We start from the raw sequence: 13,984 nt of genomic DNA, 5'->3' as shown, positions 1-13,984 counted from the left end.
ACATCAAGACTTGCGATGCCTTGCGTTGACCGCGATCGCGGCGGCGGCGGTGCGGTTCTCGACGCCGAGCTTGGCGTAGATCTGCTCGAGATGCTTGTCGACGGTGCGCGGGCTGAGGCCCAGGATCTGCGCGATGTCGCGGTTGGTCTTGCCTTTGGAGAGCCAGGACAGCACCTCGCCCTCGCGGGTGGTCAGGCCGAGCTCGCTGGAGAATTCGGCCGGCATGTCGCCGCTGGTGTCCTTGGCGAGCCGCAGCAGGAACTCGTTGGGGCCGAGCTTGCCCATATATTGCAGCCGAAGCTGCTCGTTGCCGGGGAATGACGCGACCGTCGCGGTCTTCTTTCCCGCCGCACCTTTCTGCGCCTGTTCGAGCCATTGCGGCATCGGCTCCGGCAGCACGAAATTGTCCGCGGCATCGGCGAGCGTATCCGACAGCAGCCGCTGCGCCTGTGGGGTCGCCCACAGCAGCGCGCCTGAACTGTTGACCGCGAGCAGGTAGCGGCCGGAGACGTCAAGCGCCGCGCGGGCACTCTGCGTCATCCGCGCATTGGCGAGATGGACCCGGATCCGCGCCAGCATTTCCTCGACCACGATCGGCTTGGTGACATAGTCGACGCCGCCGGCCTCCAGCCCGCGCACGATGTGCTCGGTCTCGGCGAGCCCCGTCATGAAGATGATCGGCACGCCATCGAGCCCGGCATCGCGCTTCAGTCGCTTGCAGGTCTCGAACCCGTCCATGCCGGGCATCACGGCGTCGAGCAGCACGATATCGGGCGTGATCTGGTCGACGATACGCATCGCGGAGGCGCCGTCGAGCGCGACCATCACGGTCATCCCGGCGCCGTCGAGCGCGTCGGTGAGGAGGCGCAACGTCTCCGGCGAGTCGTCGACGACGAGCGCGACGTCGCGCTTCTTCTGTTCAATGGTCATAGCTGTGCAATATTTTCAACATCGCCATATACTGATCGAGATCGAACCTGTCGATCAGCGTGCGCATCTGGCCGACGAAATCGGCATGTTCGGGACACTCATTGCCGATTTCGTCGAGCTTGAGCTGGATCGCCCTGACATAACCGAGCTGGCCGAGGCTGATCAGCTCTTCGACATACTTCACCGGCGGACGCGAGCCGCTGTCCGGCTTCCATTGTGGAGGCGGCGCCTGCTCGGCCTCATACTGCCACTCGATCTTGAGCAGCTGGCGGATGGTCTCCAGCAGCCGCGGAATGTCGATCGGCTTCATCAGATAGCCGTCGTGGAACGGTTGCGCCAGCGGAGCACCATGGGCTTCCAGCGCGCTGGCGGAGATCATCAGGATTCGCGCCTGGTGATGGCCTTCGGAGCGCAGGGTTTCGGCGACCGTCCAGCCGTCCATCCCAGCCATCGAGATGTCGAGCAGGAACATGTCCGGCCGGCAATGCTGGGCGAGGGCAAGGCAGCCCGGTCCGTCCGGCGCGCTGAGCAGGATGAAGCCGAGTGGCGCCAGAATCTCGCGCAGCAGGTCGCGCTGGGTCGGGTCGTCGTCGGTGATCAGGATGGTCTTGCGCGGGCCGTGATAGCCGTAGACGGGAGCGTCGACCGGCGCATCGCGGCGCGGGTTGGTGACTTCGGACAGCAGCAGCTTGACCTTGAACGTGCTGCCGGTGCCGACCGTGCTCAACACCTTGATGTCGCCGCCCATCACGCCCGCGAGCAGGCGGCTGATGGTGAGGCCAAGCCCGGTGCCGGTCTGCGGCTGGGTGACGCCGAGCGCGCCGCGCTCGAACGGCGCGAAGATCCGCTCGAGGTCGTCGGGCTGGATGCCCGGTCCAGTATCGATCACCTCGAACTCAGCGACGGGGCTGCGGTAGTGCACCACGAACTGCACCTGGCCAGATTGGGTGAACTTGATCGCATTCGAGAGCAGGTTGATCAGGATCTGTCGCAGCCGCTTCTCGTCGGTATAGACCACGACTGGCAGCACGGCCGGCCGCCTGAACACGAAGTCGATGCCTTTTGCTGCGGCTTGCAGGCGGAACATGCCGACCAACTGCTCGAGGAAATCGTTCAGCCGCACCTCGTCGCGCGACAGATAGAGACGGCCGGCCTCGATCTTGGAGATATCGAGGATGCCGTCGATCAATCCCGACAAATGATCGGCGCTGCGGCGGACCACGCGCACCTGCTCGCGCGGCCGCACCTGCAGGCTGTCGTCCTGCTCCAGCAGCTGCGCGTAGCCGGAGATTGCATTCAGCGGCGAGCGGAGTTCGTGGCTGAGGCCCACGACATAGCGGCTCTTGGCGAGATTGGCGGACTCGGCAACCTCCTTCGCGCGCTGCAGTTCGGCATCGGTGCGTTTGTGGGCGTCGATTTCCTGGATCAGCAGCGTGGTCTGACGCTTGGTCTCGTCTTCTGCGGCGCGGCGGCTCTGCTGCGCCAGCACGAACAGCCAGGCGACGACGCCGATGATCAGGGTCAGCGCAAAGAACACCTTCCACAGCACGTCGGCCAACAATTCGTTGGCATGCACGGCCGCCGTGGTCTGCAGATAGATCAGGCCGAGCACCAGTGCGACGAGGCCGGCCGAGACTGCGAACACGCCGAGGTAATGGCCGAGCTGCGAGTTGATGCGGGCGTAGATCGGCTGCGGCATCACCTTGCCGAGCGCATCCGAGACCTGTGCGCCGATCCTACCATGCGGCTTGCAGAGATCGTGGCAGCGGGCGTCGAGCGAGCAGCATAAGGAACAGATCGGGCCGGCATAGGCCGGGCAGGCGGCCATGTCTTCGGGCTCGAACGCGTGCTCGCAGATACAGCACTGGATCGATTCAATGTTCTGCCAGCTCCGTTTCGGCTTGCGCGCGATGTAGTACTTGCCGTCGGTCGCCCAGGCAATCAGGGGAGCGGTGATGAACGCGACCGCAAGCGCAACGAAGGCAGACAGCGCCTTCGCGGTCGGGCCGAACAGGCCGTAGAACGCGCTGATCGAGACCACGGTCGCGATCGTCATCGCGCCGACGCCGACCGGATTGATGTCGCAGAGATGGGCGCGCTTGAACTCGATGTGCTGCGGCCGCAGGCCCAGCGGCTTGTTGATGACGAGATCGGCCACCAGCGCGCCGACCCAGGCGATTGCGACATTGGAGTAGAGCGCCAGCGTCTGCTCCAGCGCCTTGTAGACGCCGATCTCCATCAATAGCAGCGCGACCACGACGTTGAACACCAGCCACACCACGCGGCCGGGATGCGAGTGGGTGAGGCGGGAGAAAAAGTTCGACCAGGCGATCGAGCCGGCATAGGCGTTGGTGACGTTGATCTTGACCTGCGACAGGATCACGAAGGTGCCGGTCAGCGCCATGGCAAGGTCGGGCTGCGACAGCACATAGCGGAAGGCTTCGAGATACATGTTGGCAGGCTCGGCCGCGTGCTCGGCCGAGACGCCGTGGCTGAGCGCGAAGAACGCCAGGAACGAACCGGCCAGCAGCTTGAGCGCGCCGAGCACGATCCAGCCGGGGCCAGCCCCCAGCAGCGCGATCCACCAGGCCTTGCGCGAGGTGCGGCGGTCGCGCGGCAGGAAGCGCAGGAAGTCAACCTGCTCGCCGATCTGCGCCACCAGCGCGAACACGACCGAGGCCGCGGTGCCGAACAGCAGAAGATCGAGATTTCCTGCGGGATCGCCGTGATCGCCGGCGAATTTGCGCCATTCGGTGAACGAGTGCGGATTGGCCCAGGCGATCGCCGCGAACGGCATGATGTGGAGGATCACCCACAGCGGCTGGGTCCAGAGCTGGAAACGGCTGATCAGCGTGATGCCGTAGATGACCAGCGGAATGATCACGACCGCGCTGATCAGATAGCCGATCGGCCGCGGGATGCCGAAGCACATGTCGAGCGCGCTGGCCAGGATCACCGCCTCGATCGCGAAGAAGATGAAGGTGAAGGAGGCGTAGATCAGCGAGGTGATGGTCGAGCCGATATAGCCGAAGCCGGCGCCGCGGGTCAGCAGGTCGATGTCGATGCCGCTTTTTGCGGCATGGTAGGCGATCGGCAGTCCGCACAGGAAGATGATGACGCTGACGACCAGGATCGCCGCGGAGGCGTTGATCGCGCCATAGTTCAGCGTGATGGTGCCGCCGATCGCCTCCAGCGCCAGGAAGGAGATCGCGCCGAGCGCGGTGTTGGCGACGCGGGCGGCGGACCAGCGCCGCGCGCTCTTTGCGGTGAAGCGCAGCGCGTAGTCTTCCAGCGTCTGGTTGGCGACCCATTGATTGTATTGGCGCCTGACGCGGTCTATCCGCTGCCGCCCTGCCACTCGCTCAAACTCCTGATCCACGATGCGTTGATCGCGGGCAAAGCCCCTACCAAAAACCTACGTCGCTATTTTGCGGTGCAGTATACGCGATCTCACGTATCAGTGCGCTGCACAAAAGTGAGCAATCCTCGCCTCATCAATCAGCGTTCTCGAACCAGATGGGGTGCTCATGTCAGACGAAACAAAACCAGGCCTGAAGTCTCCGCTCCGGCGTAAGCTCTTGATGGGAATGGCCGCATTGCCGGCCATGTCGATGCTGGGCCGTCCGGCATTTGCTGACGTCCCTGCAACCTCCGCGGTTAACACCACGGGTCTTGCAGTCACCGATAGCGAAGTCACCGTCGGCATCCTGCATTCCGTGACCGGCACCATGGCGATCTCCGAGACCGGATCGGTCGAGGCCGAGAAGCTGGCGATCGAGCAGATCAACGCCGCCGGCGGCGTGCTCGGCCGCAAGATCAAGTTCATCCAGGAGGACGGCGCCAGCGACTGGCCGACCTTCGCGGAAAAGGCCAAGAAGCTCCTGGTCAACGACAAATGCGCGGCCGTGATGGGCTGCTGGACCTCGGCTTCACGCAAGGCGGTGCTGCCGGTGTTCGAGCAGTACAACGGCATGCTGTACTACCCGACCTTCTATGAAGGCCTCGAGCAGTCGAAGAACGTGATCTACACCGGTCAGGAGGCGACGCAGCAGATCATCGCCGGCCTCGACTGGGTCAACAAGACCAAGGGCGCGAAGAGCTTCTATCTGCTCGGCTCGGACTACATCTGGCCGCGCACCTCGAACAAGATCGCGCGCAAGCACATTGAGAACCACCTGCCGGGCTGCAAGGTGGTCGGCGAGGAATACTTCCCGCTCGGCTCGACCCAGTTCAACTCGGTCATCAACAAGATCAAGCTGACCAAGCCGGACGTGATCTACGCCATCATCGTCGGCGGCTCGAACGTCGCGTTCTACAAGCAGCTGAAGGCGGCCGGCATCGACCTGTCGAAGCAGACGCTGCTGACGATCTCGGTGACCGAGGACGAGATCGACGGCATCGGCGGTGAGAACATCGCGGGCGCCTATGCCTGCATGAAGTACTTCCAGTCGCTCGACAATGCGAACAACAAGGCCTTCGTGCCCGCGTTCAAGAAGATGTGGGGCGAGAAGACCGTGATCGGCGACGTCACGCAGGCCGCCTATCTCGGCCCGTGGCTGTGGAAATTGACGGTCGAGAAGGCGCAGAGCTTCGACATCGACAAGATCGCGGCGGCTTCCCCGGGCGTCGAGTTCAAGGGCGCGCCGGAAGGCTACGTCCGCATCCACGAGAACCATCATTTGTGGTCGAAGACCCGCGTCGGTCGCGCCAAGGCCGACGGTCAGTATGAACTGATCTACGAGACCGCCGATCTCGTCGAGCCGGATCCGTTCCCCAAGGGCTACCAGTGAGGCCGGGCGGGTAAACCCGCGCAACCTCTCTCTCAATGCATCGCGGCGTGGACGTCATCGCCCACGCCGCCGATCGGGCGCCGCTCGCGTCGCGGTGCATGCCCTTAGACTGGAGGACGATAGATGTTCGGCGACTATTCGATCAGCGATCTCGGCGCCATCCTCGCGATGCAGGGATTTGCCGGGCTCATCCTGTTCTCCGTCTACGTGCTGATGGCGCTCGGGCTCGCCATCATCTTCGGCCAGATGGGCGTCATCAACATGGCCCATGGCGAGTTCATGATCCTGGGTGCCTACGTCACCTGGATGACGTCGAACGCCGTGCAGCACACAGCGCCATGGCTGTTCCCCGGTTACTTCTTCATCGCGATGATCCTGGCGTTCATCGCCTCCGGCGCGCTCGGCATGCTGGTCGAATGGGCGCTGATCCGCCATCTCTACAAACGTCCGCTCGACACGCTGCTCGCGACCTGGGGCCTCAGCCTGATCCTGCAGCAGGCCTATCGCTCGATCTTCGGCGCGCGCGAGGTCGGCGTCGAACTGCCGGAATGGATGATGGGCTCCTGGCAGGCGACCGACTCGATCCAGATCCCGATCAACGGCATGTTCGTGATGGGGTTGACGATCCTGATCACGATCGTCGTGTTCTACATCCTGTTCTGGTCGAGCTGGGGCAAGCAGGTGCGGGCCGTGGTGCAGAACCGCGTGATGGCGGGCGCCGTCGGCATCAACACCGAGAAGGTCGACCGCTACACCTTCGGCCTCGGCTGTGGCATCGCCGGCATTGCGGGCTCGGCCTTCACCATGATCGGCTCGACCGGGCCGACCGCCGGCCAGCTCTATATTGTCGACACCTTCCTGGTCGTCGTGTTCGGCGGCGCCGCCTCGCTGTTCGGCACCATCGCCTCCGCCTTCTCGATCTCGCAGACCCAGTCGACGCTGGAGTTCTTCCTGTCGGGATCGATGGCCAAGGTGATCACGCTGCTCACCATCGTCGCGATCCTGATGGTGCGTCCGCAGGGGCTCTTCGCGCTCAAGGTCCGCAAATAAGAACAAGCAGGCTGGTCATGATCAACTCGCGCTTTTTCAATCGCTCCGAACTGCTCGGCTTCCTTGCGCTCGCGGTGCTGCTGATTGTCATCCTGCCGCTGTCGCTGGATATCTTCCGCCTCAACCTGGTCGCCAAATATCTGACCTACGCCTTCGTCGGCATCGGCCTCGTGCTGTGCTGGGGCTATGGCGGCATCCTGAGTCTGGGGCAGGGCGTGTTCTTCGGCCTCGGCGGCTACTGCATGGCGATGTACCTCAAGCTCGAGGCGTCATCGGTCGCGAACACCAAGATCCAGTCGACGCCGGGAATCCCCGACTTCATGGACTGGAACCAGCTCACCGCGCTTCCCTTCTTCTGGAAACCGTTCCACAGTTTCCCGATCACGCTGCTCGCGATCCTGCTGGTTCCCGCGTTCTTCGCGCTGATCATCGGCGCCGCGATGTTCAAGCGCCGGGTCGGCGGCGTGTACTTTGCGATCATCACGCAAGCGATCGCCGCGATCCTCACCATCCTGATCGTGGGGCAGCAGGGCTACACCGGCGGCATCAACGGCATTACCGACTTGCGCACGCTGCACGGCTGGGACATCCGCACCGATCACGCCAAGTTCATTCTGTATTTCGTCGAGGTTGTGCTGCTGTTCGGATGCATCGTCGCCGCGCAATTCATCCGGCTGACAAAACTCGGGCGCATCCTGGTGGCGATGCGGGAGCAGGAGGATCGTGTGCGCTTCTCCGGTTACAGCGTCGCCAATTTCAAGATCTTCGCGTTCTGTGCCGCGGCGGTGTTCGCCGCGATCGGCGGCGCCATGTTCACGCTCGAAGTCGGCTTCATGTCGCCGTCCTTCGTCGGCATCGTGCCGTCGATCGAGATGGTGATCTACACCGCGGTCGGCGGCCGGATGTCGATCTTCGGCGCAGTCTGGGGCGCGCTCCTCGTCAACTTCGCCAAGACCAGCCTCTCGGAATCCTTCCCGCAGCTCTGGCTGTTCGGCCTCGGCGCGCTGTTCATCGCGGTGGTGCTCGCGTTCCCGAACGGGCTCTCCGGCATCTGGGCGGACCACGTCCAGCCCCGCATCGATCGCCTGTTGTCGTCACGCAAATCGAAATCGGTGGCCGGCATGATCGCCGACGGCGCACCGGCCGAGTAAGGAGGGACCATCATGCTCGTCGGCCATCAGCCAAAAGACTTCCTGCTCGCGGTTTCCGGCCTCACCGTGTCCTTTGACGGCTTCAAGGCGGTCAATGATCTCTCCTTCTATGTCGAGGAGAACGAGATCCGCGTCATCATCGGCCCGAACGGCGCCGGCAAGACCACGGTGCTTGACCTGATCTGCGGCAAGACCCGCGCCACGTCCGGCTCGATCCAGTTCCGCGGCCAGGAGCTGACCAAGCTGCGCGAGAACGAGATCGTACAGGCCGGTGTTGGCCGCAAGTTCCAGACGCCGTCGGTGTTCGAGGACCTCACCGTGTTCGAGAACCTCGAGATTTCCTTTCCGCGCGGCCGCACCGTGTTCGGCTCGCTGACCTTCCAGCGTGACGACACCGTCAAGCAGCGGGTCGAGGAGGTCGCCGAAATGATCTTCCTGAAGGACCGGCTCAACACCTATGCCGACCAGCTCAGCCATGGCCAGAAGCAGTGGCTCGAGATCGGCATGCTGCTGATCCAGGATCCGGACCTCTTGATGCTGGACGAGCCGGTCGCCGGCATGAGCGTCTCCGAGCGCGCCAAGACCGCCGAGCTGCTCAACCGCATCATCAAGGACCGTTCGGTGCTGGTGATCGAGCACGACATGAAGTTCGTCGAAGACATCGCGCACAAGGTCACCGTGCTGCACCAGGGGCAGATCCTGTCCGAGGGAACGATGGAGCACGTCAAGAACGATCCCAAGGTGATCGAAGTCTATCTGGGGCACTGATCGATGATCGCAACGCTGCGAGCGGCAGCCGCACACTCGGTTCACCTCTCCCCTTGTGGGAGAGGCATAGGCCGCCTATGGCGGCCGTACTTAGCGACGCCGAAGCAACGCTTCGGCTATGTCGCATCGTCAGATGCGATCCGGGTGAGGGGTTCTGCTCTCTCGTGGGACCGAACCCCCTCACCCGAATTGCTGCGCAATTCGACCTCTCCCCGTTGGGGAGAGGTGAAGTAAACGATTCGGCAATAGAGGACGCACATGCTGGCAATCAATGATCTTCACGTCGCCTATGGCCAGAGCGAGGTGCTGCACGGCCTCAACGTCTCGGTCGCGCCCAACGAGATCGTCGCGATCATGGGCCGCAACGGCATGGGCAAGACCACGCTGATGAAGTCGCTGATGGGTATCCTGCCGGCCAAGAGCGGCAAGGTGACCATGGACGGCACCGAGCTCGGTGCAATGAAGAGCTACGAGCGGGTTGCAAAGGGCCTCGCCTATGTGCCGCAGGGCCGCATGATCTTCTCCACCATGACGGTCAAGGAGAACATCGAGACCGGGCTCGTCGTCTCAGGCGGCTCCGAGGTGCCCGGCGATATCTACGAGCTGTTCCCGGTGCTGCTCGAGATGAAGGGCCGCCGCGGCGGCAATCTCTCGGGCGGGCAGCAGCAGCAGCTCGCGATCGCCCGCGCGCTCGCGACCAAGCCGAAGGTGCTGTTGCTGGACGAGCCGACCGAAGGCATCCAGCCGTCGATCATCAAGGACATGGCGCGCACTTTGAAGCGGATCCGCGACGAGCGGGGGCTGTCGATCGTCGTCTCCGAGCAGGTGCTGAGCTTCGCGCTCGACATCGCCGACCGCGTGCTGGTCATCGAGAACGGCGAGATCGTCCGCGACGATCCGCGCGACAGCGTCGATGCCGCGCAGATCTCGAAATATCTGTCTGTGTAACTACAGAGCGTGATCCGGAAAAGTGTGAAGCGGTTTTCCGACAAGATCACGTTCAACTTTCAACCTAGTAAACCAAGGGGAGCAATGCGATGCCAGATACACTGATCAAGGTCGATCTCAGCAAGTCGGCTTATGAAAACGACAAGATCCACAACCGCTGGCATCCCGAAGTTCCGATCGTCGAGTGGGTCAGTCCCGGCGACGACTTCATCATCGAGACGGTCGACTGGACCGGCGGCTTCATCAAGAACAATGACTCGGCCGACGACGTGCGCGACATCGATCTGTCGATCGTGCACTTCCTGTCCGGCCCGATCGGCGTCAAGGGCGCCGAGCCGGGTGACCTCCTGGTCGTCGACCTGCTCGACGTCGGTCCGCTGAAGGAGAGCCTGTGGGGCTTCAACGGCTTCTTCTCCAAGCAGAATGGCGGCGGCTTCCTCACCGATCACTTCCCGCTGGCGCAGAAGTCGATCTGGGACATCAAGGGCCTCTACACCTCGTCGCGCCACGTGCCCGGCGTCAACTTCGCCGGCCTGATCCATCCCGGCCTGATCGGCTGTCTGCCCGATGCCAAGATGCTGGCGGCGTGGAATGCGCGCGAGGCCGAGCTGATTGCGACCAATCCGACCCGTGTGCCGGGCCTCGCCAATCCGCCGTTCGCGCCGACCGCGCATGCCGGCCAGGCCAAGGGCGACGTCAAGGCCAAGATCGGCCTCGAAGGCGCCCGCACCGTGCCGCCGCGCGAGCACGGCGGCAATTGCGACATCAAGGATCTGTCGCGCGGCTCGAAGATCTATTTCCCGGTCTATGTGCCTGGCGGTGGTCTCTCGATGGGCGATTTGCATTTCAGCCAGGGCGACGGCGAGATCACCTTCTGCGGTGCCATCGAAATGGCCGGTTGGCTGCACATCAAGGTCGACGTCATCAAGGACGGCGTCTCGAAATACGGCATCAAGAACCCCGTGTTCAAGCCGTCGCCGATCACGCCGAACTACAAGGACTATCTGATCTTCGAGGGTATCTCGGTCGACGAGGCCGGCAAGCAGCACTATCTCGACGTCCACATCGCCTATCGCCAGGCCTGTTTGAACGCGATCGAGTATCTGAAGAAGTTCGGCTACTCCGGCGCCCAGGCCTACTCGATCCTCGGCACGGCGCCGTGCCAGGGCCACATCTCCGGCGTTGTCGATGTGCCCAACGCCTGCGCCACGCTATGGCTGCCGACGGAGATCTTCGACTTCGACATCATGCCGTCGTCGGTAGGACCGATCAAGCACATCAAGGGTGACGTCCAGATGCCGATCTCGCAAGACAAGTAATCCCTGCGCGAAGGGTGCGGGACGGCTGCGTATTGGCCGCCCCGCATCCATCGCCGGATGTTACACGACTGCGCAAGGATCAAGACAATGCCGATCTACGAATATCTCTGCAACGACTGCGGCCCGTTCACCGACATGCGGCCGATGGCGGAATGCGACCTGCCGCAGGACTGTCCGCAATGCGAGACGACGTCGCCGCGCGTGATCCTGACCGCCCCGGCGTTCTTCTGCATGCCCTCGGACAAGCGCAAGGCGCACGCTACCAACGAGCAGAGCCGGCACGCGCCGAAGACGCTCGATCAATACAAGGCCGCACACGGCCCGGGCTGCGGTTGCTGCTCTTCCTCCTCTGGAAAGAAGAAGCCGGCGCGGCTGATGACCAAGACGAAGAGCGGCGCCAAGGGCTTTCCGACTGCGCGCCCCTGGATGATCAGCCACTGATCATCAGGCCTGTTCGGCAACCTTCAGGGCCTCGGTGCGGATCTCCTCGACCAGCCGCTCTTTCAGGGCGACGAATTCAGGCGTGGTCTTGATCTTGTAGGAGCGGGGATGCGGCAGGTCGACCGCGATCTCCGCCTTGATGCGGCCGGGACGGGCGCTCATGACGATGACGCGGCTGCCGAGGAAGATCGCTTCCTCGATGTCGTGGGTGACGAACAGCACCGTCTTCTGGTCGCGCTCCCAGATCCCGAGCAGCATTTCCTGCATCAAGGCCCGGGTCTGATTGTCGAGCGCGCCGAACGGCTCGTCGAGCAGCAGGATCTTCGGATCGTTGGCCAGCGCCCGGGCGATCGCAGTGCGCTGCTGCATGCCGCCCGACAGCTGCTTGGGCCAGTGATTTTCGAAGCCCGACAGGCCGACACGGCGAATGAAGGCATCGGCGATCTCGTGGCGCTTCTTCTCCGGCACGCCGCGCTCGCGCAGCCCGAAGGCGATGTTCTCGCGCACCGTCAGCCAGGGAAACAGGGTGTAGGACTGAAACACCATGCCGCGGTCGGCGCCGGGGCCGGTGACCTTGCGGCCGTCGAGCGTGACCCGTCCGCTGGTCGGCCGGTCGAGTCCTGCGATGATCCGGAGCAAAGTCGACTTTCCGCAGCCGGAGGGGCCGAGGATGGTGACGAAGTCGTTGTCGCCGACGTCGAGCGTGGTCGGCTCGAGTGCTCTCGTCGGCGCGTTGCCGGCGCGGGCCGGGAAGGTCCGCGAGACCTGATCGATCCGAAGCAGGGTCATGCGAGCTTCCACGGGAACAGCCAGGCGTTGAACGCCTTGAACAGGAAATCGGAGATCAGGCCGATCAGCCCGATCACGATGATGCCGAAGATGATCTGGCCGGTGTTGAGCAGCGCCTGGCTGTCGGTGATCATGTGCCCGATGCCTGACGATGAGCCGATCAGCTCGGCGACGATGACGTAGGTCCAGGCCCAGCCCAGCACCAGGCGGAGGATCTCTGCGATCTCGGGCGCGGCGGAGGGCAGCAGCACGCGGCGGATGATGCCGCTGTCGCAGGCGCCGAGCGTGTAGGCGGCCTCGACCAGGTCCCGCCGCGTGGCGCCGACGGTGACGGCGACCATCAGGATGATCTGGAACACCGCACCGATGAAGATCACCAGCAGCTTCTGCAGCTCGCCGATGCCCGCCCACAGGATCAGCAGCGGGATGAAGGCGGACGCCGGCAGATAGCGCGCAAAGGACACGAAGGGTTCAAGAAAGGCTTCGACCGGCTTGTAGGCTCCCATCAGCACGCCGATCGGCACCGCGATGACGGCGGCAAGAGCAAAGCCGCCGATGACGCGCCAGATCGTCATTCCGATGTCGAACAGGAATCCCTGCTTGGCGAGCAACTCATAGCCTTCCTGCACCATGGTCAAAGGGTTGGCGAGGAATGTCTTCGACACATGGCCGCCGAACGTCGCCCAGGACCACAGGGCGACGAACAGCGCGAAGAACACGAGGCCATAGGCCACGCGCTGCTTCGATGTGGTGGGCTCGAGAGGACGCATTACTTGATGAAGCTTGCGTCGTAGATGTCCTCGACCTTCGGCGCGGCCTTGATGATGCCGACCTCGAGCAGCAGCTCCGCAGCATCCTTGTTGAAGCTGAGGAAGTCACCGGCGAAGAATTTCTGGTTGGCTGCCTTGTCCTGCCAGCGCAGGTACTTGGCCGAATTGCCGAACTGCTCGCCGGACTGCTTCACGTCAGCGCCCATGATCTCGTAGGCCTTGGCCTGATCCTTGGCGATCATGTCGAGCGCCTCGAAATAGCTGTTGGCCAACGCCTGCGCCGCCGTCGGATTGTCGGTGAGGAATTTAGGGGTGCAGCCGAACGTGTCCATCACGATCGGATAGTCGAGCGTGGTGGCGATGATCTTGCCCTTGTCGGGGGCGGCGCGCACCGTCGACAGATAGGGCTCGTAGGTCATCGCGGCATCGTTCTGGCCGGAGACGAAGGCCTGCGCCGCGGCGGCGGGCTCCAGATTGACCACGGTGACGTCCTTCACCGAGAGGCCGTTCTTCTTCAGCATCCAGGCCAGCGCGAAATAGGGCGAAGTGCCCGGCGCCGACGCCGCGACCGTCTTGCCCTTGAGGTCCTTGATCGCGGCGACGTCGTTGCGCACGGCCATGCCGTCGGCGCCATAGCTCTTGTCGAGCTGGAAGATCTGCTTGGTCGCAACGCCATTGGCGTTCCAGGAGATCCAGGTCTCGACCGTGGTCGCCGCGCATTGAATATCGCCCGAGGCGATCGCGAGATGCCGGTCCTTCTGCGGGATCTTCTTCAAGGTCACGTCGAGGCCGTTCTTCTTGAAGATGCCGGCCTCCTTCGCGAGCGTCAGCGGCGCGAAGCCGGTCCATCCGGAGATGCCGACGCCGACCTTGATGTCATCCGCGAACGCGGCGGTGGACGCGAGCAACGCGACCATTGCGGGCAATAGCTTGAAGGAACGCATGATTGTTGACCCCTTGAACGATGGATTGAACCCTGTTGATTGCTTTCACGTCAGTCGCGGCGGATTGCCGCATCAAGAACGTTG

General features: G+C 63.3%; 12 protein-coding genes. 7 read left to right on the top strand and 5 right to left on the bottom strand.

All coding sequences use genetic code 11. The features are described from left to right. Positions 1–3: 3 nt before the first annotated feature. Together QDT69_RS00770 and QDT69_RS00765 are read right to left on the bottom strand one after the other, a co-directional pair. Positions 4–930 (bottom strand): response regulator, encoded by a 927-nt coding sequence (locus QDT69_RS00770; RefSeq protein WP_279704771.1) that lies wholly within the window; start codon positions 928–930, stop codon positions 4–6. Next, positions 920–4,288, bottom strand: coding sequence for an ATP-binding protein (locus tag QDT69_RS00765; RefSeq protein ID WP_279704770.1), 3,369 nt, complete (start codon positions 4,286–4,288; stop codon positions 920–922). The genes QDT69_RS00770 and QDT69_RS00765 overlap by 11 nt, the downstream gene beginning before the upstream one ends. Positions 4,289–4,457: 169 nt before the next feature. Between QDT69_RS00765 and urtA the strand changes: the two genes are divergently transcribed. From urtA to QDT69_RS00730, 7 genes are all read left to right on the top strand, one after another. Further along, positions 4,458–5,720: an urea ABC transporter substrate-binding protein gene (gene urtA, locus QDT69_RS00760; protein WP_279704768.1), complete on the top strand. Its 1,263-nt coding sequence runs from the start codon at positions 4,458–4,460 to the stop codon at positions 5,718–5,720. A 123-nt stretch (positions 5,721–5,843) separates the two neighbouring features. Next, positions 5,844–6,770: an urea ABC transporter permease subunit UrtB gene (urtB, locus tag QDT69_RS00755; RefSeq protein WP_050421883.1), complete on the top strand. Its 927-nt coding sequence runs from the start codon at positions 5,844–5,846 to the stop codon at positions 6,768–6,770. A 17-nt stretch (positions 6,771–6,787) separates the two neighbouring features. Next, positions 6,788–7,921 (top strand): urea ABC transporter permease subunit UrtC, encoded by a 1,134-nt coding sequence (gene urtC / locus QDT69_RS00750; protein WP_279704767.1) that lies wholly within the window; start codon positions 6,788–6,790, stop codon positions 7,919–7,921. Positions 7,922–7,933: 12 nt separating this feature from the next. After that, the gene (urtD, locus tag QDT69_RS00745) at positions 7,934–8,689 is read left to right on the top strand and encodes an urea ABC transporter ATP-binding protein UrtD (RefSeq protein WP_024579726.1); all 756 of its coding nucleotides are present in this window, start codon (positions 7,934–7,936) and stop codon (positions 8,687–8,689) included. Between the two features lie 258 nt (positions 8,690–8,947). Continuing rightward, the gene (urtE, locus tag QDT69_RS00740; protein WP_166294056.1) at positions 8,948–9,637 is read left to right on the top strand and encodes an urea ABC transporter ATP-binding subunit UrtE; all 690 of its coding nucleotides are present in this window, start codon (positions 8,948–8,950) and stop codon (positions 9,635–9,637) included. Positions 9,638–9,726: 89 nt separating this feature from the next. After that, complete coding sequence (gene fmdA / locus QDT69_RS00735; RefSeq protein ID WP_279704766.1) at positions 9,727–10,956, top strand: formamidase; 1,230 nt, start codon at positions 9,727–9,729, stop codon at positions 10,954–10,956. An 87-nt stretch (positions 10,957–11,043) separates the two neighbouring features. Next, positions 11,044–11,397: a zinc ribbon domain-containing protein gene (locus tag QDT69_RS00730; RefSeq protein WP_024579728.1), complete on the top strand. Its 354-nt coding sequence runs from the start codon at positions 11,044–11,046 to the stop codon at positions 11,395–11,397. Positions 11,398–11,400: 3 nt separating this feature from the next. Here QDT69_RS00730 and QDT69_RS00725 read toward each other — a convergent pair whose 3' ends face one another. Genes QDT69_RS00725 through QDT69_RS00715 form a run of 3 tightly spaced genes read right to left on the bottom strand, consistent with a single transcriptional unit; the run spans position 11,401 to position 13,900 of the window. Next, complete coding sequence (locus QDT69_RS00725; protein ID WP_279704765.1) at positions 11,401–12,186, bottom strand: ABC transporter ATP-binding protein; 786 nt, start codon at positions 12,184–12,186, stop codon at positions 11,401–11,403. After that, complete coding sequence (locus QDT69_RS00720) at positions 12,183–12,956, bottom strand: ABC transporter permease (protein ID WP_279704764.1); 774 nt, start codon at positions 12,954–12,956, stop codon at positions 12,183–12,185. Before QDT69_RS00720 ends, QDT69_RS00725 begins: the two co-directional genes overlap by 4 nt. After that, entirely contained in the window at positions 12,956–13,900 is a 945-nt protein-coding gene (locus tag QDT69_RS00715) for an ABC transporter substrate-binding protein (protein WP_279704763.1), read from the bottom strand. Before QDT69_RS00715 ends, QDT69_RS00720 begins: the two co-directional genes overlap by 1 nt. Positions 13,901–13,984: the final 84 nt, after the last annotated feature.

Origin of the sequence: Bradyrhizobium sp. CER78 (assembly GCF_029846235.1) — a bacterium.
Taxonomy (GTDB): Bacteria; Pseudomonadota; Alphaproteobacteria; order Rhizobiales; family Xanthobacteraceae; genus Bradyrhizobium.
This window is presented reverse-complemented; position numbering and strand designations above follow the sequence as displayed.